A 19,428-nucleotide genomic window follows, 5' to 3' on the forward strand; every position below is an offset into this window, starting at 1 on the left:
GATTATTCCACGATGAACAGCGGCTTACCAGTCATCTGTTGAGGGATTTCCATCCCCATCAGCGTCAGCATGGTTGGCGCGATGTCGGAGAGCTTACCGCCTTCCACCGCTTTCACGGATTTGTCACCCACGTAGATAAGCGGAACTGGCAGGCTGGTGTGCGCAGTGTGCGCCTGGCCGGTAGCCGGGTCACGCATCTGCTCAGCGTTGCCGTGGTCAGCCGTCACCAACAGTTGACCGCCCACTTTTTCTACCGCACGAGTCACTTCGTCCAGGCAATGATCCAGCGCTTCAACCGCTTTCACTGCTGCGTCCATCACGCCGGTATGACCGACCATATCGCCGTTCGGGTAGTTACAGATGATGGTGTCGTACTTACCGCTTTCGATAGCGGCAACCAGTTTTTCGGTCAGCTCAGCGGAGCTCATTTCTGGCTGCAGGTCGTAGGTTGCGACTTTCGGGGAGTTGATCAGGATGCGATCTTCACCTTTGAACGAGTCTTCTACGCCGCCGTTGAAGAAGAAGGTGACGTGTGCGTATTTCTCAGTTTCAGAGATGCGCAACTGCGTTTTGTCGTGCTTCGCCATCCACTCACCGAAGGTGTTTTCCAGTGATGCTGGTGGGTAAGCGCACGGTGCTTTGATGTCTGCTGCATACTCGGTCAGCATGATGAAATCGCCCAGTTTCACTTCTTTACGACGTGCAAAACCGTCGAAGTCAGCGTTAACGAAGGCACGGGTGATTTCACGCGCACGGTCAGCACGGAAGTTCATGAAAATCAGCGCATCGCCGTCTTCCATTGCGGCATCCGCCTGGCCCGCAGCGCGGATAACGGTCGCTTTCACGAATTCGTCGTTTTCATCACGTGCGTAAGCGGATTCCAGTGCGGCAACCGCAGTATCTGCCTGGAATTCGCCTTTCGCTTCAACCAGCAGGTTGTAGGCTTGCTCAACGCGATCCCAACGGTTGTCACGATCCATCGCATAGTAACGACCAATGATGGACGCTACGCGGCCTTTGCCCAGTGCGGCAAATTTGTCTTCGAATTTCTCCAGCGAGCCTTTAGCGCTACGTGGCGGAGTATCGCGGCCATCAAGGAAGGCGTGCAGATAGATTTTTTCTGCGCCACGCTCAGCGGCCAGCTCAACCATTGCCATGATGTGGTCTTCGTGGCTGTGAACGCCACCGGCAGACAGCAGGCCCATGATGTGCACCGCTTTACCCGCAGCAACGGCTTTATCAACCGCGCCGGACAGCACCGGATTGCTGAAGAATGCGCGATCTTTAATTTCAACATCAAGACGGGTCAAATCCTGGTAAACGACGCGACCCGCACCCAGGTTAACGTGGCCCACTTCGGAGTTGCCCATTTGACCATCTGGCAGGCCCACTTCCAGACCGGAAGCGTGGATCAGAGTATGCGGACGTTTTGCCCACAGTGCATCCATGACAGGCGTTTTAGCGCTGAAAATCGCGTTATCCTGCTGCTCTTCGCGGTAGCCGTAGCCATCCAGGATAACCAGTACCATAGGTTTTTTAGAAACCGACATTGCGACAACCTCTATGCTCAAAAGACAGAAAATTTGCGTAATTTTACTACAGCTGAATCGATAAAATAACAATGAGAGATCAAAGAAAGCGGGGGGATGTGGGGTGAAAAACGCACATTTTCCTCCTTTTTTCCGTAGCACTCCGCAGAAAATACATTACATCACGCGCGCTGGCTGTATTTGCGCCACGCCGCAGGTATACTCCTTCCCTGGTTTTTAAACATTACGTCGGGAGCTGTTACCCCCCATGCAAGAGATTATGCAATTTGTTAGCCGTCACCCTGTCCTGAGCATCGCGTGGCTCGCGTTGCTGGCGGCTGTACTGTTCACTACTTTTAAAGGCTTGATGTCTAAAGTTAAAGTCATCAACCGTGGCGAAGCGACGCGCCTGATTAACAAAGAAGATGCAGTGGTTGTTGACCTGCGTCAGCGTGACGATTTCCGCAAGGGCCATATCGTCGGCTCTGTGAACCTGCTGCCCGCTGAAATCAAAGCGAACAACGTAGGCGAGCTGGAAAAACATAAAAACAAGCCAGTGATTGTCACCGACGGCACTGGTATGCAAGCGAGCGAATCAGCTAACGCGCTGATGAAAGCGGGCTTTGAACAAGTATTCGTACTGAAAGAAGGTATCGCAGGCTGGAGCGGCGAAAATCTGCCTCTGGTACGCGGTAAGTAATTCGCTGCTCATTCAGGAGAGCTGTCATGGCGACGATTGAAATCTATACCAAAGCGACGTGCCCTTATTGCCACCGTGCAAAAGCGCTGCTGTCCAGCAAAGGCGTGACTTTCCAGGAATTGCCTATCGACGGCAACGCGGAAAAACGCGAAGAGATGATTCAGCGCAGTGGCCGTACTACGGTTCCGCAGATTTTTATTGATGCACAGCACATTGGCGGCTGTGACGACTTGTATGCGCTTGATGCGCGTGGTGGACTGGATCCGCTACTGCGCTAAGGTTTTGCGACGCTTCACGCTAACCTTAGGGTAGCGTGGGATGTAACGCTTATTTTAAGGACAACACGAAAGGGTTTTTACACATGTCAGAACAAAACAACGCCGAAATGGCTTTCCAGATTCAGCGCGTCTACACCAAAGATGTTTCTTTTGAAGCACCCAATGCGCCGCACGTTTTTCAGAAAGATTGGCAGCCAGAGGTTAAACTTGATCTTGATACCGCTTCCAACCAACTGGCTGAAGGCGTGTATGAAGTGGTGCTGCGTGTCACCGTAACGGCGACGCTGGGCGAAGAAACGGCTTTCCTGTGTGAAACTCAGCAAGCGGGTATCTTCTCCGTCGAAGGTATCGAAGGGACTCAGTTGGCCCATTGCCTGGGTGCATACTGCCCGAACATCCTGTTCCCGTATGCGCGTGAATGCATCACCAGCCTGGTTTCCCGTGGGACTTTCCCACAGCTGAACCTTGCGCCGGTTAACTTTGATGCGCTGTTCATGAACTACTTGCAACAGCAGACTGGCGAAGGTGCAGAACAACATCAGGATGCCTGATGAACGCACTTAATGCTTCAATGACTGTGATCGGTGCCGGCTCTTACGGCACCGCTCTTGCCATTACCGTGGCAAGAAATGGCCACCCCGTTGTACTTTGGGGCCACGATCCTCACCATGTCGCGACACTTCAGCATGACCGCTGCAATGTCGCATTCCTCCCCGATGTCCCGTTCCCAGACTCACTGCACCTGGAAAGCGACTTAGCGACCGCTCTGGCTGCCAGCCGCGATATTCTGGTGGTCGTGCCTAGCCATGTGTTCGGCGATGTTTTACGGCAGATGAAACCGCTGTTGCGTCCTGACGCGCGCCTTGTATGGGCGACGAAAGGGCTGGAGGCTGAAACAGGCCGCCTGCTTCAGGATGTGGCGCGTGAAGCGCTGGGCGATGATATCCCGCTGGCGGTGATTTCCGGCCCAACCTTTGCCAAAGAGTTGGCGGCAGGCTTGCCGACGGCTATCTCTCTGGCGGCGACAGACCCGGTATTTGCCGAGGATCTTCAGCAACTGCTGCACTGTGGGAAAAGCTTCCGCGTTTACAGCAACCCGGATTTCATCGGCGTCCAACTGGGCGGTGCGGTGAAAAACGTGATTGCTATCGGCGCAGGCATTTCCGACGGTATTGGTTTTGGGGCGAATGCGCGTACCGCGCTTATCACCCGAGGCCTGACCGAAATGTCGCGTCTGGGCGTGGCGCTGGGTGCCGATCCGGTCACCTTTATGGGGATGGCTGGGTTAGGTGACTTGGTGCTGACCTGTACCGATAACCAGTCGCGTAACCGTCGTTTCGGCATGGCGCTGGGGCAAGGGGCGCAGGTGCAGGAAGCGCAGGACAAAATTGGCCAGGTGGTCGAAGGTTACCGTAATACCAAAGAAGTTCGTGAGTTGGCGCATCGAGTTGGTGTCGAAATGCCAATAACCGAGGAAATTTATCAGGTATTATATTGCGGAAAAAACGCGCGCGAGGCAGCATTGACTTTATTAGGTCGTGCTCGCAAGGATGAGCATAGCGGCAACTAATCGCAGGAAACCTTTGTCATCCCGACGATCCGGCTAGCAGAGACTGGCCGATCGTTCCAATACGTCTGGAGTATGCAATGTCGTGTGAAGAACTGGAAATTGTCTGGAACAATATTAAAGCTGAAGCCAGGGCTCTGGCAGACTGTGAGCCGATGCTCGCCAGTTTTTACCACGCAACGCTACTCAAGCATGAAAATCTCGGCAGTGCGTTAAGCTACATGCTCGCCAACAAACTGGCATCGCCGATTATGCCTGCCATCGCCATTCGTGAAGTGGTTGAAGAGGCCTATGCTGCCGACCCTGAAATGATCGCCTCCGCTGCTTGCGACATTCAAGCCGTACGCACCCGTGATCCGGCGGTTGATAAATATTCCACCCCGCTTTTGTACCTGAAAGGGTTCCATGCGTTGCAGGCTTACCGCATCGGGCACTGGTTGTGGGCGCAGGGGCGTCGGGCGCTGGCGATTTTCCTGCAAAATCAGGTATCAGTGTCGTTCCAGGTGGATATTCACCCGGCGGCGAAAATCGGTCGCGGGATCATGCTCGACCACGCCACAGGTATTGTGGTGGGGGAAACGGCGGTGATTGAAGATGATGTGTCTATTCTGCAATCCGTGACGCTGGGCGGTACGGGTAAAACCAGCGGCGACCGTCACCCGAAAATTCGCGAAGGCGTGATGATTGGCGCGGGGGCTAAAATTCTCGGCAATATCGAAGTGGGGCGCGGCGCGAAAATTGGCGCAGGCTCTGTGGTGTTGCAGCCCGTGCCTCCGCATACCACGGCAGCCGGTGTCCCGGCGCGCATTGTCGGTAAGCCAGAGTCGGATAAACCGGCAATGGATATGGATCAGCACTTCAACGGTATCAACCACGGTTTTGAGTACGGCGACGGCATTTAAGATGTCGTTGTGTATTCGTCGCTCGTCTGCCGGATAAGGCGTTTACGTCGTTATCCGGCCTACCGCAATACGGCGCCTGGGTATCCCAGTTGTCGCCACGCTTCATACACCACCGCCGACACCGCGTTTGACAGGTTCATGCTGCGGCTGTCCGGCATCATCGGAATACGAATTTTTTGCTCCGGCGGCAGAGCGTCGAGAATGCTGGCAGGCAGGCCACGGGTTTCCGGGCCAAACATCAAATAATCACCGTCTTGATAGCTTACAGCGCTGTGCGCGGGCGTACCTTTGGTGGTCAGAGCAAACAGGCGCTGCGGCTGTTCCGCCTCGATAAACGCGGCGTAATCGGCATAGCGTGTGACGGCGGTAAACTCGTGGTAATCCAGCCCCGCGCGGCGCAGGCGCTTATCGTCCCAGGCAAAGCCCATTGGCTCGATGATATGCAGACGAAAGCCGGTGTTGGCACACAGACGGATGATATTGCCGGTGTTTGGTGGGATTTCTGGTTCGAATAAAACGATGTTAAGCATACTGCCCCCTTAAGTGCGGAGGGCAGAATAGCAGAATTTGGGCAAACCCTCACCCCGACTCTCTCCCTGAAAGAGAGAGGAGGAAACCATCGCAGACTAAGCCGCATTCCCCTGCTTAATCGCGTTAAATACCTGCGTCACATCGGCGCTCTGTACCAAAGAGTCGCGGCTGATTTCCTTGATGGTTTTCGCCCCTGTAAGCGTCATCGCCACTTTCATCTCTTTTTCTATCAGGTTTAGCAGATTTGCCACACCCGCCTGGCCGTGGGTTGCCAGCGCATACAGGTAAGCACGGCCCAACAGCACGCTGTCCGCGCCGAGCGCAATCATACGCACGACGTCAAGGCCGTTACGGATACCGCTGTCCGCCAGAATCGCGATATCGCCTTTTACGGCGTCCGCGATGGCCGGTAAGGCGCGGGCGGAAGAGAGCACGCCGTCAAGCTGTCTGCCACCGTGGTTCGAAACCACGATCCCATCGGCGCCAAAGCGCACCGCGTCACGCGCGTCTTCCGGGTCGAGGATCCCTTTGATCACCATCGGGCCATCCCAAAACTCACGGATCCACTCCAGGTCTTTCCATGAAATAGAGGGATCGAAATTATTTGCCAGCCAGCCAATGTAATCCTCCAGCCCGGTTGGTTTACCGAGGTAGGCGGAGATATTGCCCAAATCGTGTGGCCGACCGTTCAAACCAACGTCCCACGCCCACTGCGGGTGCGTGACCGCCTGCCAGTAGCGGCGCATTGCGGCGTTCGGGCCGCTCATGCCGGAGTGCGCATCACGGTAACGTGCGCCTGGCGTGGGCATATCGACGGTAAAAACGAGCGTTGAGCAACCGGCGGCTTTGGCACGCTCCAGGGCGTTGCGCATAAAACCTCTGTCGCGCAGTACGTATAGCTGGAACCACATTGGGCGCTTGAGGGTCGGCGCGACTTCTTCAATCGGGCAGACGGAAACGGTAGAAAGCGTAAACGGGATCCCTTTCGCATCGGCAGCCGCTGCCGCCTGCACTTCACCGCGACGGGCGTACATCCCACACAGGCCAACCGGCGCCAGGGCGACAGGCATCGACAGTTGCTCTTTGAACAGCGTGGTTTCCAGGCTCAAATCGGACATATTTTTCAGCACACGCTGGCGCAGTGCCACGTCGGATAAATCTTCCACGTTGCGGCGTAGGGTATGCTCCGCGTACGCACCGCCGTCAATGTAGTGGAACAAAAACGGCGGTAGGATGCGCTGGGCAGCGGCGCGGTAGTCACTCGCGGCGGAAATAATCATGCTTTTTTCTCCCTGGGAAGTTCAGTGTGGTCGTCGGGCAGACGGGTTCTCCGCGCCTGACGAGCCAGGTCTTCATCAAAACGTTTAATCGTGGTGTGGACAAAACAGAGGTGCGCCATCATGGCCTGACGCGCGCCTTCGGCATCGCCAGTGGTAATGGCGTTGAGAATGGCTAAATGTTGTTCGGTGAGCTTCGCAAAAACCGGTGGGACCAGATACATCCGTTCGCGGCTTTGAATGACGGAAGATTGCAGCAGGTCGAAAAAACCGCGCATGGTTTGCAGCAGCACCACATTGTGAGAGGCTTCGGCAATCGCCAGATGGAAACGCACATCGGCTTGCGAGGCCAGATCCGGGTCATCGCTTTGGGTGGCTTCAAAGCAAAGGCGGATTTTTTCTTTGTCGGCGTCGGTCGCGCGCATTACGGCGTACCAGGCGGTACTGCCTTCAATGGCATGGCGCGCCTCCAGAATATCGAAGCTGTAGTCTGGATCGTCGGCGAGCAGCGTTTTCAGCGGCTGAACAATATTCTGCTCCGACCATGCCTCATGCTGCCAGCGGACAAACGTGCCGCCGCCGCGACGGCTCAGCAGCAGCCCTTCGCTCACCAGTTTGGCCAGCGCTTCACGCAGTGAGTTACGCGACACACCAAGCTGTGCCGCGAGTTGGCGTTCAGCGGGCAATCTCATGCCCGCTTCCAGCTGTTGTTCTTCAATCAGCGCCCGCACACGAGAAGCCACCTCGTCCGACAGGCGTCTGGGCATCACAATCATGGAATCATCCAGGTTAAGACATACGCCTGAAGCGTGGTTATTACGCCCACCATGCAGGTGAAAATCAGGCTGTGTTTGACGGTAAAGCGGAACAGGTCAGACTCTTTCCCCACCAGGCCCACCGCCGCACAAGCGATGGCAATCGACTGTGGCGAAATCATCTTGCCAGTTACGCCACCAGTGGTATTCGCCGCCACTAACAGTAAATCCGACACCCCAATCTGCTGCGCGGCGGTTGCCTGTAATGCAGCGAACAGCGCGTTCGACGAGGTATCCGAACCGGTCAGGAATACCCCCAGCCAGCCGAGGAATGGCGAGAAGAAGGTAAACGCATGGCCGGTATGCGCCAGCGCCAGTGCCAGCGTGGAGGACAGGCCGGAGTAGTTAGAGATAAAGGCAAACGCCAGTACCATGCCGATGGAGTAAATCGGTAACGCCAGCTCTTTAAGCGTAGTACCAAAGGTGTTAATGGCATCTTTCGGCTTCATGTGCAGCCAAACGATAGACAGCAGGGCAGCAAAGAGAATCGCCGTACCGGTAGCGGAGAACCAGTCGAACTTATACACCGCCGCATAGGCCGTTGCCTGGCTGACAACCGGCGGCATCCGCGCAACCAGCTTGTCGAGATACGGAACCGGAATGTTAAACACCCATTCGTACAGCGCGCCGCCAGGGGCGAACAGCGCTTTGAACGGCGGGACACTCCACAGCGTAACGGTGGCGGTCAGGAACAGGAACGGCGACCAGGCGCGAACCACCTGACCGGCGGTATAGCCGGTGCGTGCCAGGTTCATATCGACCTGAGACGCGCCCATATCAGCGAAGCGGAAGATGCGTTTTGGCTGCCAGCGCTTGAGGAACAGCGTCAGACAAACCAGAGACACCAGCGACGAGATAATGTCTGGCAGTTCCGGGCCAATAAAGTTGGAGCTGAGATACTGCGCGATAGCAAACGAACCGCCCGCGACCATAACCGCAGGCCAGGTCTCTTTAATGCCGCGCCAGCCGTCCATAATCGCCATGATCCAGAACAGCACGATGATGGTCAGGAAAGGTAGCTGGCGGCCAACCATCTGGCCAATTTGGAAGCTGTCTAGCCCCGTCACCTGACCAGCAACCAGAATAGGAATCCCCATCGCGCCAAATGCAACTGGCGCGGTGTTCACAATCAGGCACAGACCGGCGGCGTAAAGTGGGTTAAAGCCGAGGCCCACCAACAAGGCTGCGGTAATCGCCACCGGCGCGCCGAACCCCGCTGCCCCTTCGAGGAATGCGCCGAAGGAGAAACCGACAATCAGCATTTGCAGACGTTGGTCAGGGGTGATGGAAAGAATCGACGAACGAATAATGTCGAATTGCCCGGTCTTTACCGAGATTTTGTAGACGAAAACGGCGGCGATAATAATCCAGGCGATAGGCCACAGGCCGTAGAAGAAGCCGTAAACCACCGATGCCAGCGCGCGATCAACCGGCATTTTGTAGAACAGTAGCGCGACGGCGAGGGCAATAAATACCGTCCAGCTTGCCGCGACATAGCCTTTCAGCTTGAGCTTAATCAGCGCGAAGAAGAAGAACAGGATCGGGAGCGATGCGATTAGGCTGGACAGCCAAATATTCCCAGCCGGATCGTAGTTTTGTTGCCAGAGGCTCATGCAGGTCTCCAGGGGGCCACACATACGATCGGCGGTGAGTCTATGCTCATCTCTGCGTCACAGTTTGTGTAAAATTGGCCCTGCCAATAGGATGATGTAGGATTAATGCCAATGGATGGTTAATCAAATGTTATGTAATGGCAATGGCTTTGTGGCGCTTGATAGTGGAATTGTGAACCAATAGCGACTTGGTTGTGAAATTGGTAGGGCCAATTAATGCGAATGCGGGGGGAAAAGATAAAAGAAACCTTCTCCCCATGAAGAGAGAAGGCTAGAGAAACGGGGTGTTAGAATTCGCTCTTGGCGAACCCGGTCATCACCTGCAAGCCCATTTCACGCCCCAGGGCGGTCATTGGGTGAACGACGACTAAACCACGAACGCTCTTTTTCAGCGCCCCCATGTTAGCCTGTTCTTTCTTGGTAATAGCGCGGCTGAATGGCATTTTCGCCAGCTTTTGCGCTTCTTTGCTCAGCTTCTGGGTATGGACTTCACGCAGACGAGCGATTTCGGTTTCAAGCTTGGTTTTTTCGCTTTCCAGCTCGGCGTATTTTTCTGCGCTTTCAACCAGCGACAGCGCTGCCTGCTGGTGGCGGATAGCATCAAGCAGGTCGCTCAGGCGTTTGATTTCGTTCTTTTCAATTTCTTTCATGTTGCTGATATCTGATAACAAAATAGACGTATAGCCACTAGTATGCGCGTTGTTGCCCATTTCTGGTAGTTAATTATACAAAATGGCGGCGTTTCTTTATCGTGGAGTCAGTAAACGGTAAGCGTAACGGTATGAATTCTATTATTAATTTTTGAAATTAGTTAGCCATGTCGCTTTTTTGAAATTTATGGCGAAAATTCGCACGTTTTCCCCAACGGGTTTACGCAAGATTCCCCATTCTTAGAGAAGGATTTTAAACAATGAGGATGTACGTGATGAACAAACTGGGTGAAAACGTACCGCTAATTGTCGATAAAGCGATAGATTTCATGGCCTCCAGCCAGGCATTTATGGAGTATTTGCGCAAACGACAGCATTCCGACCTGGTGCCAACCGATATTCCCGAGGACAAAGCCGACATGTACCTCGAACGTTTGGCTCACTACCGCCAACTGTATCGCCCCGCCGATACGCCTCATCGTTAGCTGAACATAGCAGCGGGCCGGTGCTGCGCTGGCCCGCATACACCGCTCTCCCTGCTGGGCACTTTGTTGCGCAGGTTCCCCCAGAAGTAAAAATATCCCTCAGTATGATGGCGAAAATGGCCATTGCCGATTATTTTCAAAATATCAGCCAGAATTTCGTTCGGCTGCCTGCAATTTAAAATTCTTATTAGCGTGAATCTGAGGCAGATATGTTTCTAAACTATTTTGCATTGGGCGTGCTGATCTTCGTGTTTCTGGTTCTGTTTTACGGAATCATCATGATCCATGATATTCCCTATACGATTGCGAAAAAGCGTAATCACCCTCATGCGGATGCTATTCATACTGCCGGGTGGGTGAGTCTGTTTACGCTGCACGTCATCTGGCCGTTTTTATGGATCTGGGCCACCCTCTACCAGCCTGAACGTGGCTGGGGGATGCAGTCGCATATCAAACCCTCAGACCCCGCGCCCGTAGCGGATGATACGCTTGCTCAGCTCTCTCGCCGGGTCACGGAACTGGAGCAAAAACTGGCGGAAATTCGCCCCTTAGCCGACACGACGCCGCCGGAGCAATAATCATGGATCTGCTGATTGTATTAACCTACGTCGCGCTCGCGTGGGCGGTGTTTAAAATATTCCGTATTCCGGTTAACCAATGGACATTAGCGACCGCTGCGCTGGGCGGTATATTTTTGGTTAGCGGGCTTATTTTATTAATGAACTATAACCACCCGTATACTTTTACCGCGCAAAAGGCGGTTATTTCTATTCCGATTACCCCGCAGGTGACTGGTATCGTCAGCGAAGTCACGGATAAAAATAATCTGCTGATTAAGAAAGGCGAAGTGTTGTTTAAGATAGATCCCGTGCGCTATCAGGCACGTGTCGATCGCCTACAGGCGGATCTGGTTACGGCAACGCATAACGTCAAAACGCTGAAAGCCCAATTGTCGGAGGCGCAGGCCAATACCACCCGAGTTTCTGCCGAGCGCGACCGGCTGTATAAAGATTATCAACGCTATGTGAAAGGCAGCCAGGCGCGGGTGAACCCGTTCTCAGAAAGCGATATCGATAACGCCCGGCAAAACTATCTGGCGCAAGATGCGCTGGTGAAGGGTTCTATTGCCGAGCAGTCGCAGATTCAGAGCCAGTTGGATAGCATGGTCAACGGCGAGCAGTCACAGATTGTTAGCCTGCGCGCGCAACTGGCGGAGGCGAAATACAACCTCGACCAGACGGTTGTCCGCGCGCCGAGCGATGGCTATGTCACTCAGGTGCTGATTCGCCCGGGAACCTACGCCGCCGCGCTGCCGCTACGCCCTGTCATGGTGTTTATCCCGGAGCAAAAACGGCAAATTATCGCCCAGTTCCGCCAGAATTCGCTGCTGCGTCTGGAAGCGGGTGACGACGCAGAAGTGGTGTTTAACGCGTTACCTGGGCAGGTGTTCCACGGCAAGCTCGCGACTATTTTACCGGTTGTGCCCGGCGGTTCGTACCAGGCGCAAGGGGTGCTACAGTCGCTGACCGTCACTCCCGGTACTGATGGCGTGCTGGCATTGATAGACCTGGACCCAAACGCGGATGTGGAGGCGCTACCGGACGGGATTTATGCCCAGGTCGCGATTTACTCCGACCACTTCGCCCACGTGTCGGTGATGCGTAAAGTCCTGCTGCGCATGACTAGCTGGATGCATTATCTCTATCTGGATCACTAGGCTGATAAAAATCTGAGAGCGAATGTCGCTGCCTGAGCCATACTGAACTCTTTGTTGGCGCAACGGAGATGATGATGAAATTGGTCGGCAGCTACACCAGCCCATTTGTACGAAAAATATCGATCCTGTTATTAGAAAAGGGAATTGCCTTCGAGTTTGTGAACGAGCAACCCTACCAGCCAGATAACGGCGTGGCGCAATATAACCCACTGGGGAAAGTGCCCGCACTAGTCACCGACAGCGGCGAATGCTGGTTTGACTCGCCGATTATTGCGCAATACATCGAACTGCTGGGCGTTGCGCCGGAAATGGTACCCCAGGACCCTATAGCCGCGCTGAAAATGCGCCAGATAGAAGCGCTGGCGGATGGCATTATGGATGCGGGGCTGGCCTCGGTACGTGAACTGGCGCGCCCGGCAGCGCAGCAATCTGAAGCGGAAGTCCTGCGCCAGCGCGAGAAAATCAGCCGCAGCCTGGATGCGCTGGAAGGCTATTTGGCTGATGGCTCGCTGAACATCGATACCCTCAATCTGGCGACAATCGCCATTGCCTGTGCGATTGACTATCTCAACTTCCGCCACATCGCGCCAGGCTGGTGTGTTGACCGTCCAATGCTCGTCAAACTGGCGGAAACGCTCTTTGTGCGCGAAAGTTTTGCCCGCACAGAACCGCCAAAGGCTTGACCAGACGCTATAACCCTAAGCCGTAGTCATTGTACAATCCCTTCCTATGACTCCCTCTCCCGTCGGGAGGGGTAACATTTAACCGTCAGGCCTATTCATGACTACCGATACCCGTTCGCTTTACAGCCAGCTTCCCGCTACCGACCGTTTACTTCGCTCTCCCGATTTTGCCCGTTTGCTGGCCGACCACGGTCACTCGCAGGTCGTGGAGCAACTCCGCCAGATGCAGGATGATGCGCGACAGAGCATCCGCGAGCAGCACGCGCTACCTGCGTGGTGCGATAACTGGCCGCAGGAAACGGCTCGGCGGTTGAGCCATGATGCGCAAAGCGCGCTGCGCCCGGTGATAAATCTGACGGGGACGGTGTTGCACACCAATCTGGGGCGCGCGCAGCAGGCACAGGCGGCGATTGATGCCGTCAGCCAGGCGATGCGCGACCCGGTGACGCTGGAATATGACTTAGACGGCGCGGGGCGCGGTCACCGCGACCGCCCGCTGGCTGATCTGCTGTGCCGGTTAACCGGTGCGGAAGATGCCTGTATCGTCAATAACAACGCCGCCGCTGTGCTGCTGATGTTGGCAGCGACGGCGAGCGGTAAAGAAGTGGTGGTTTCTCGCGGCGAGCTGGTGGAAATCGGCGGCGCGTTCCGCATTCCTGATGTGATGCGCCAGGCCGGCTGTGAGCTGCATGAAGTGGGCACGACAAACCGTACCCACGCGAAAGATTACCGCCAGGCGGTAAATGACAACACCGCGCTGTTGATGAAAGTGCACACCAGCAACTACAGCATTGAAGGTTTTACCAAATCAGTAGATGAAGCCGAGCTGGCGGAAATGGGCCGCGAGCTGGGCGTACCGGTCGTGGCGGATTTGGGCAGCGGCTCGCTGGTGGATCTCAGCCGTTACGGTCTGCCGAAAGAACCGATGCCGCAAGAGATGATCGCCGCTGGCGTGAGCCTGGTCAGCTTCTCTGGCGACAAACTGCTGGGTGGCCCGCAGGCCGGGATTATCGTCGGTAAAAAGGCGCTGATTGCACAGCTACAGCAGCACCCGCTAAAACGCGCGTTACGTGCAGACAAAATGACCCTGGCGGCGTTGGAAGCGACGCTGCGTCTGTATTTACACCCTGAACGGCTGGCGGCAGATTTACCGACCTTGCGTTTGCTAAGCCGCAGTGCGGAAGAAATTAACCAGCAGGCACAGCGTCTGCGCGAACCATTGGCTCAGCGCTACGGTGAAGAGTTTGCCGTACACGTCATGCCCTGCGCTTCACAAATTGGTAGCGGTTCACTGCCGTCGGAAAGCCTGCCCAGCGCAGCGATTGCGCTCACGCCGTTGGATGGCCGTGGTAGCCGGTTAGAAACGCTGGCTAACCGCTGGCGCAGCCTGCCGGTTCCGGTTATTGGCCGTATTTATGATGGCCGTTTATGGCTGGATCTACGCTGCCTTGAAGATGAAACTCGTTTCCTGGAGATGTTGCTGAAATGATTATTGCCACCGCCGGGCATGTTGACCACGGCAAAACCACCCTGTTACAGGCGATTACCGGCATCAACGCCGACCGCCTGCCGGAAGAGAAATCTCGCGGCATGACCATCGATTTGGGCTATGCCTACTGGCCGCAGCCGGACGGGCGTGTGCTGGGCTTTATTGATGTTCCCGGGCACGAAAAATTCCTCTCCAACATGCTGGCGGGCGTCGGCGGTATCGACCATGCCCTGCTGGTGGTGGCATGTGATGACGGTGTGATGGCACAAACGCGTGAACACCTGGCGATTCTTCAATTGACGGGCAACCCGACGCTGACCGTAGCGCTAACCAAGACCGACCGCGTAGATAGCGCACGTATCGCCGACGTTCGTCGCGAAGTGACCGATGTATTAGGTGAATATGGTTTTGAACAAGCCACTTTATTTGAAACGGCGGCGACCGCAAACATCGGTATTGAGCCACTGCGCGACCATCTGCGCGGGCTTTCTGCGCGCGAGCACTCAGAGCATCAGCGTTTTCGCCTGGCGATTGACCGCGCCTTCACCGTGAAAGGCGCGGGGCTGGTGGTAACTGGCACGGCGCTGTCGGGTGATGTCCGTGTGGGCGATACGCTGTGGCTGACCGGCATGAACGCCCCGATGCGTGTGCGTGGTTTACATGCGCAGAATCAACCGGTGGAACAGGCGCATGGCGGCCAGCGTATTGCGCTGAATATCGTCGGTGCGGCGCAAAAAGATGACATTAGCCGTGGTGATTGGCTGCTGGCAGAAGCGCCGCCCGCCCCGTCTGAACGCGTGATTGTCGAGCTGCAAAGCCATGTGCCGTTAAGCCAATGGCAGCCGCTGCATATTCACCACGCGGCGAGCCATATTACCGGGCGCGTCTCGCTGCTGGAAAATAACCTCGCGGAGCTGGTGCTGGACACCCCGCTGTGGCTGGCGGATAACGACCGCCTGGTGCTGCGCGATATCTCGGCGAAAGTCACGCTGGCGGGCGCGCGAGTGGTGACGCTCAACCCTCCACGCCGTGGCAAACGTAAAGCGGAATATCTGGCGTGGATTGCCGCGCTGGCACAGACCAAAAGCGATGCACAGGCGCTGGCGGTGCATTTGACGCGCGATGCGGTGAATCTGCGTGAATTTGGCTGGGCGCGGCAGCTTAGCTCGCAGAGTGTGCAGCATCTTATTGATCAGCCACAGTTTATCCTCGCCGGAGAGTGCCTGCTGGATGCGCCGCTGGCGGCACGTTGGCAGCGCAAACTGCTGGATGCGCTGGCGCAATATCACGAGCAGCACCGAGACGAACCAGGCCCAGGTCGCGAGCGTTTACGTCGAATTGCGCTGCCGATGGAAGATGAAGCGCTGGTGCTGACGTTAATTGAGCGGATGCGTGAAAGCGGCGCGATTGCCAGCCATCACGGGTGGCTGCATCTGCCGGATCATAAAGCCGGATTTACCGACGAACAGCAGGCTATCTGGCAAAAAGCCGCGCCGCTGTTTGGCGATGAGCCGTGGTGGGTACGTGACCTGGCGAACGAAACCGGAACCGATGAAAACACCATGCGCAGTGTGCTGCGTCTGGCGGCGCAGCAGGGGATGATCACCGCGATTGTTAAAGATCGTTACTACCGCAACGATCGTATCGTGGCGTTTGCCAGCATGATCCGCGAGCTGGATCTGGAAAAAGGCTCCACGTGCGCTGCCGATTTCCGCGATAAATTAAACGTTGGCCGCAAGCTGGCGATTCAGATCCTGGAATATTTTAACCGTATTGGTTTTACCCGCCGCCGTGGCAATGACCATTTGTTGCGCGACGCATTGTTATTTCCAGAAAACAAAAACCAACAATTAGATTAGAAAAGTTATCATTTTAAATACAAAGACATATTTTTCACCGAAAGACGCGATATAAGCAATAAAATGTCGCGTTTTTACCTGTTCATGTAGAAAAAAATGCCATGTAGATCGTGTTTTCTCACGTAATATTCCTATAGCCTCAATAAACCACATATTTAGTAAAGGAACTATCATGGCTGCATCGACTTTTTTCATTCCGTCTGTAAATGTTATCGGTAATGGCGCGTTAAACGACGCAATGAACACCATGAAGGATCATGGTTTCCGCCATGCGCTGATTGTGACTGATGCTGTGCTGAACAAACTGGGCGTTGCCAGCGATGTGCAAAAGCGTCTTCAGGAGCATGGCATTCAGAGTGTGGTGTTTGATCGAGTGAACCCAAACCCGACCACGGTTAACGTTGAAGAAGGTTTGGAAGTGTTGCGCGCTAATGATTGCGACTGCGTTATCTCTCTGGGCGGTGGCTCTCCGCACGACTGTGCGAAAGGGATTGCGCTGGTGGCATCTAACGGCGGCGACATTCGTGACTATGAAGGCGTAGACCGCTCGACTAAACCGCAGTTGCCGATGATTGCCATCAACACGACGGCAGGTACGGCATCTGAAATGACCCGTTTCTGCATCATTACCGACGTCACCCGCCACATCAAAATGGCTATCGTTGATAAACACGTAACGCCAATTCTGTCCGTCAATGACTCCTCCCTGATGGAAGGTATGCCGAAAGGGCTGACTGCGGCAACCGGTATGGATGCGCTGACTCACGCCATTGAAGCGTATGTTTCTACCGCTGCAACGCCAATCACCGACGCTTGCGCGCTGAAAGCTATCACCATGATTATGGCAAATCTGCCGACTGCGGTAGAAAACGGTAGCAACAGTGAAGCGCGTGAAGCGATGGCCTACGCACAGTTCCTGGCGGGGATGGCGTTTAACAACGCGTCTCTGGGCTACGTTCACGCGATGGCGCACCAGTTGGGCGGTTTCTATGACCTGCCACATGGCGTATGTAACGCTGTGCTGCTGCCGCACGTTCAGGTATTCAACAGCAAAGTGGCTGCCGCGCGTCTGCGTGATTGCGCACAGGCGATGGGTATCGACGTGAGCGCAATGAGCAACGAACAGGGCGCTGAAGCCTGTGTGGATGCGATTCGTAAGCTGGCACGTCAGGTGAACATTCCTGCGGGTCTGCGTGAGCTGAACGTGAAAGAAGAAGACTTCCCGGTACTGGCGACCAACGCGCTGAAAGATGCGTGTGGTTTCACTAACCCAATCCAGGCAACGCACGACGAAATCATGGCTATCTTCCGCGCCGCGATGTAATTCGTGACATCTGTCGTAAAGCGGTAAACGGTTGGCGAATTATTCGCCAACCGTGTCTAACCTTGTAAGACCGTAACTGCAAGGAGACGACAATGACCAATAATCCTCCCTCTTCTGGCATTCAGCCAGGTGTCTATGGTTATCCCCTCAAGCTAAAAGCGCGTTATGACAACTTCATTGGTGGCAATTGGGTTGCGCCTACGGAAGGTGAATACTACAAAAACCTCACGCCGGTCACCGGACAACTGCTGTGTGAAGTGGCATCGTCAAGCAAGCGTGATATTGACCTGGCGCTAGATGCCGCGCACCACGCCAAAGACAAGTGGGCGCATACCTCGGTGCAGGAAAGAGCCGCCGTTCTGCTCAAAATTGCCGACCGCATGGAGCAGAATCTGGAGCTGCTGGCGACGGCAGAAACGTGGGATAACGGCAAACCAATTCGTGAAACCAGCGCGGCGGATGTGCCGCTGGCGATTGACCACTTCCGCTATTTTGCGTCCTGTATTCGCGCTCAGGAAGGCGGTATTAGTGAGGTTGATAGCGACACGGTGGCTTATCACTTCCATGAGCCGCTGGGTGTGGTCGCGCAAATTATTCCGTGGAACTTCCCGCTGCTGATGGCGAGCTGGAAAATGGCTCCCGCGCTGGCGGCGGGCAACTGTATCGTGCTTAAACCGGCGCGTTTAACGCCGCTGTCGGTGCTGCTGCTGATGGAAATCATCGGTGATTTACTGCCGCCTGGGGTGATTAACGTGGTGAACGGTGCGGGAGGTGAAATTGGTGAATATCTCGCGACCTCTAAACGTATCGCCAAAGTAGCCTTTACCGGCTCGACGGAAGTCGGCCAGCAAATTATGCAGTACGCCACGCAGAATATTATCCCGGTGACGCTGGAGTTGGGCGGTAAATCACCGAACATCTTCTTTGCCGATGTGATGGATGAAGAAGATGCCTACTTCGATAAAGCGCTGGAAGGGTTTGCCCTGTTCGCCTTTAACCAGGGGGAAGTGTGTACCTGCCCAAGTCGCGCGCTGGTGCATGAATCTATCTACGATCGCTTTATGGAACGTGCCATTCGGCGGGTGGAGCGTATTCGCAGCGGCAACCCGCTGGACGCGGTGACGCAGATGGGCGCGCAAGTCTCGCAAGGGCAGATGGAAACTATCCTCAACTATATCGATATCGGTAAAAAAGAGGGCGCGGATATCTTAACCGGCGGGCGGCGCAAGCAGTTGGACGGTGAGCTGAAAGAGGGCTATTACCTTGAGCCGACTATCCTATTTGGTAAAAATAATATGCGGGTATTCCAGGAGGAAATTTTTGGCCCGGTATTGGCGGTGACCACGTTTAAAACGGTGGAAGAAGCGCTGGCGCTGGCTAACGATACGCAGTATGGCCTGGGGGCGGGCGTGTGGAGCCGCAACGGCAATCTGGCGTATAAAATGGGACGCGGTATTCAGGCCGGGCGCGTGTGGACTAACTGCTATCATGCTTATCCGGCTCACGCCGCATTTGGCGGATATAAACAGTCGGGTATTGGCCGTGAAACTCACAAAATGATGCTGGAGCATTATCAGCAGACCAAATGCCTGCTGGTGAGCTACTCCGATAAACCGCTAGGGCTGTTCTAAGCTCATGAAAATGCCCGGTAGCGCAACGCTGACCGGGCATGATGCTGTCATCGTTTAATCAAACGTTTTGACCTGAAGCGGGCGGAAACGACTGTAAATCCACAGCCCCAGACAGGCGATAGAACCGATAAAAACAGTAAAGAGAACGGTGACCATCAGGCCGCTAAATAACGCCATAGGTAGCGCGAGAATGCCGTGTATGGTTTCGTTATTCCACTTCACCATGTCGTAACCCAACATGCCCATTACGCCGCAAATAAAACTAAAGATAAGCATAGGGATAGCCAGGCCGATTAACAGCAGGCGATAGATTACCGACGCTTTGATGCGCTTAAGGGTGGCAACAGAAGGGACATCCTGACTCATTCTGACTTCCTT

General features: G+C 55.0%; 20 protein-coding genes. 13 read left to right on the forward strand and 7 right to left on the reverse strand.

Translation table 11 applies throughout. From position 1 onward, the window contains the following. Positions 1–2: 2 nt before the first annotated feature. Positions 3–1,550, reverse strand: coding sequence for a 2,3-bisphosphoglycerate-independent phosphoglycerate mutase (gpmM, locus tag AC6I4B_RS00870; protein WP_497768792.1), 1,548 nt, complete (start codon positions 1,548–1,550; stop codon positions 3–5). A 247-nt stretch (positions 1,551–1,797) separates the two neighbouring features. Between gpmM and AC6I4B_RS00875 the strand changes: the two genes are divergently transcribed. The 5 genes from AC6I4B_RS00875 (at position 1,798) to cysE (ending at position 4,976) form a co-directional block, all read left to right on the forward strand. After that, a complete protein-coding gene (locus tag AC6I4B_RS00875) occupies positions 1,798–2,229 on the forward strand; it encodes a rhodanese-like domain-containing protein (RefSeq protein WP_497768794.1) in 432 nt (143 codons plus the stop codon). Positions 2,230–2,255: 26 nt separating this feature from the next. Then, positions 2,256–2,507: a glutaredoxin 3 gene (gene grxC, locus AC6I4B_RS00880; protein ID WP_497768796.1), complete on the forward strand. Its 252-nt coding sequence runs from the start codon at positions 2,256–2,258 to the stop codon at positions 2,505–2,507. Positions 2,508–2,590: 83 nt separating this feature from the next. Further along, positions 2,591–3,058, forward strand: coding sequence for a protein-export chaperone SecB (secB, locus tag AC6I4B_RS00885; RefSeq protein WP_497768797.1), 468 nt, complete (start codon positions 2,591–2,593; stop codon positions 3,056–3,058). Then, on the forward strand, positions 3,058–4,077 hold the full coding sequence (gene gpsA, locus AC6I4B_RS00890) for an NAD(P)H-dependent glycerol-3-phosphate dehydrogenase (protein WP_497768799.1): 1,020 nt from the start codon (positions 3,058–3,060) through the stop codon (positions 4,075–4,077). Before secB ends, gpsA begins: the two co-directional genes overlap by 1 nt. Before the next feature lie 77 nt (positions 4,078–4,154). Then, on the forward strand, positions 4,155–4,976 hold the full coding sequence (gene cysE / locus AC6I4B_RS00895) for a serine O-acetyltransferase (protein WP_497768800.1): 822 nt from the start codon (positions 4,155–4,157) through the stop codon (positions 4,974–4,976). A 59-nt stretch (positions 4,977–5,035) separates the two neighbouring features. Here the strand turns inward: cysE and trmL are convergent, their stop codons facing one another. The 5 genes from trmL to AC6I4B_RS00920 all read right to left on the reverse strand — a co-directional run bounded on the left by trmL (position 5,036) and on the right by AC6I4B_RS00920 (position 9,862). Further along, positions 5,036–5,506, reverse strand: a complete 471-nt coding sequence (gene trmL, locus AC6I4B_RS00900; protein ID WP_497768802.1) for a tRNA (uridine(34)/cytosine(34)/5-carboxymethylaminomethyluridine(34)-2'-O)-methyltransferase TrmL — start codon at positions 5,504–5,506, stop codon at positions 5,036–5,038. Positions 5,507–5,602: 96 nt separating this feature from the next. Then, on the reverse strand, positions 5,603–6,787 hold the full coding sequence (lldD, locus tag AC6I4B_RS00905; RefSeq protein WP_497768804.1) for an FMN-dependent L-lactate dehydrogenase LldD: 1,185 nt from the start codon (positions 6,785–6,787) through the stop codon (positions 5,603–5,605). Next, a complete protein-coding gene (lldR, locus tag AC6I4B_RS00910; protein WP_497768805.1) occupies positions 6,784–7,560 on the reverse strand; it encodes a transcriptional regulator LldR in 777 nt (258 codons plus the stop codon). Before lldR ends, lldD begins: the two co-directional genes overlap by 4 nt. Further along, a complete protein-coding gene (gene lldP, locus AC6I4B_RS00915) occupies positions 7,557–9,212 on the reverse strand; it encodes an L-lactate permease (RefSeq protein WP_497768807.1) in 1,656 nt (551 codons plus the stop codon). The genes lldR and lldP overlap by 4 nt, the downstream gene beginning before the upstream one ends. Before the next feature lie 287 nt (positions 9,213–9,499). Next, positions 9,500–9,862, reverse strand: a complete 363-nt coding sequence (locus tag AC6I4B_RS00920) for a YibL family ribosome-associated protein (RefSeq protein WP_497768809.1) — start codon at positions 9,860–9,862, stop codon at positions 9,500–9,502. Positions 9,863–10,137: 275 nt separating this feature from the next. Here AC6I4B_RS00920 and AC6I4B_RS00925 point away from each other — a divergent pair, with 275 nt between their 5' ends. The 8 genes from AC6I4B_RS00925 (at position 10,138) to exaC (ending at position 19,050) form a co-directional block, all read left to right on the forward strand. Continuing rightward, positions 10,138–10,347, forward strand: a complete 210-nt coding sequence (locus AC6I4B_RS00925) for a hypothetical protein (protein ID WP_497768810.1) — start codon at positions 10,138–10,140, stop codon at positions 10,345–10,347. A 209-nt stretch (positions 10,348–10,556) separates the two neighbouring features. Then, positions 10,557–10,925 carry a DUF3302 domain-containing protein gene (locus AC6I4B_RS00930; RefSeq protein ID WP_497768812.1) on the forward strand — a complete coding sequence of 123 codons (369 nt, stop codon included), beginning with the start codon at positions 10,557–10,559 and terminating at the stop codon, positions 10,923–10,925. A 2-nt stretch (positions 10,926–10,927) separates the two neighbouring features. Next, a complete protein-coding gene (locus tag AC6I4B_RS00935; protein ID WP_497768813.1) occupies positions 10,928–12,064 on the forward strand; it encodes an HlyD family secretion protein in 1,137 nt (378 codons plus the stop codon). Positions 12,065–12,138: 74 nt separating this feature from the next. Further along, positions 12,139–12,747 (forward strand): glutathione S-transferase, encoded by a 609-nt coding sequence (locus AC6I4B_RS00940; protein WP_497772305.1) that lies wholly within the window; start codon positions 12,139–12,141, stop codon positions 12,745–12,747. A 97-nt stretch (positions 12,748–12,844) separates the two neighbouring features. Then, positions 12,845–14,236 (forward strand): L-seryl-tRNA(Sec) selenium transferase, encoded by a 1,392-nt coding sequence (gene selA, locus AC6I4B_RS00945; protein ID WP_497768815.1) that lies wholly within the window; start codon positions 12,845–12,847, stop codon positions 14,234–14,236. Then, on the forward strand, positions 14,233–16,095 hold the full coding sequence (gene selB, locus AC6I4B_RS00950; RefSeq protein ID WP_497768817.1) for a selenocysteine-specific translation elongation factor: 1,863 nt from the start codon (positions 14,233–14,235) through the stop codon (positions 16,093–16,095). The genes selA and selB overlap by 4 nt, the downstream gene beginning before the upstream one ends. A gap of 172 nt (positions 16,096–16,267) precedes the next feature. Further along, complete coding sequence (gene yiaY / locus AC6I4B_RS00955) at positions 16,268–17,419, forward strand: L-threonine dehydrogenase (RefSeq protein ID WP_497768818.1); 1,152 nt, start codon at positions 16,268–16,270, stop codon at positions 17,417–17,419. 92 nt (positions 17,420–17,511) lie between these two features. After that, positions 17,512–19,050 carry an acetaldehyde dehydrogenase ExaC gene (exaC, locus tag AC6I4B_RS00960; RefSeq protein ID WP_497768820.1) on the forward strand — a complete coding sequence of 513 codons (1,539 nt, stop codon included), beginning with the start codon at positions 17,512–17,514 and terminating at the stop codon, positions 19,048–19,050. Positions 19,051–19,104: 54 nt separating this feature from the next. On the opposite strand, the gene AC6I4B_RS00965 is transcribed toward exaC, so the two are convergent. After that, on the reverse strand, positions 19,105–19,416 hold the full coding sequence (locus AC6I4B_RS00965; protein ID WP_497768821.1) for a hypothetical protein: 312 nt from the start codon (positions 19,414–19,416) through the stop codon (positions 19,105–19,107). Positions 19,417–19,428: the final 12 nt, after the last annotated feature.

Source organism: Kluyvera fluvialis, from assembly GCF_059725275.1.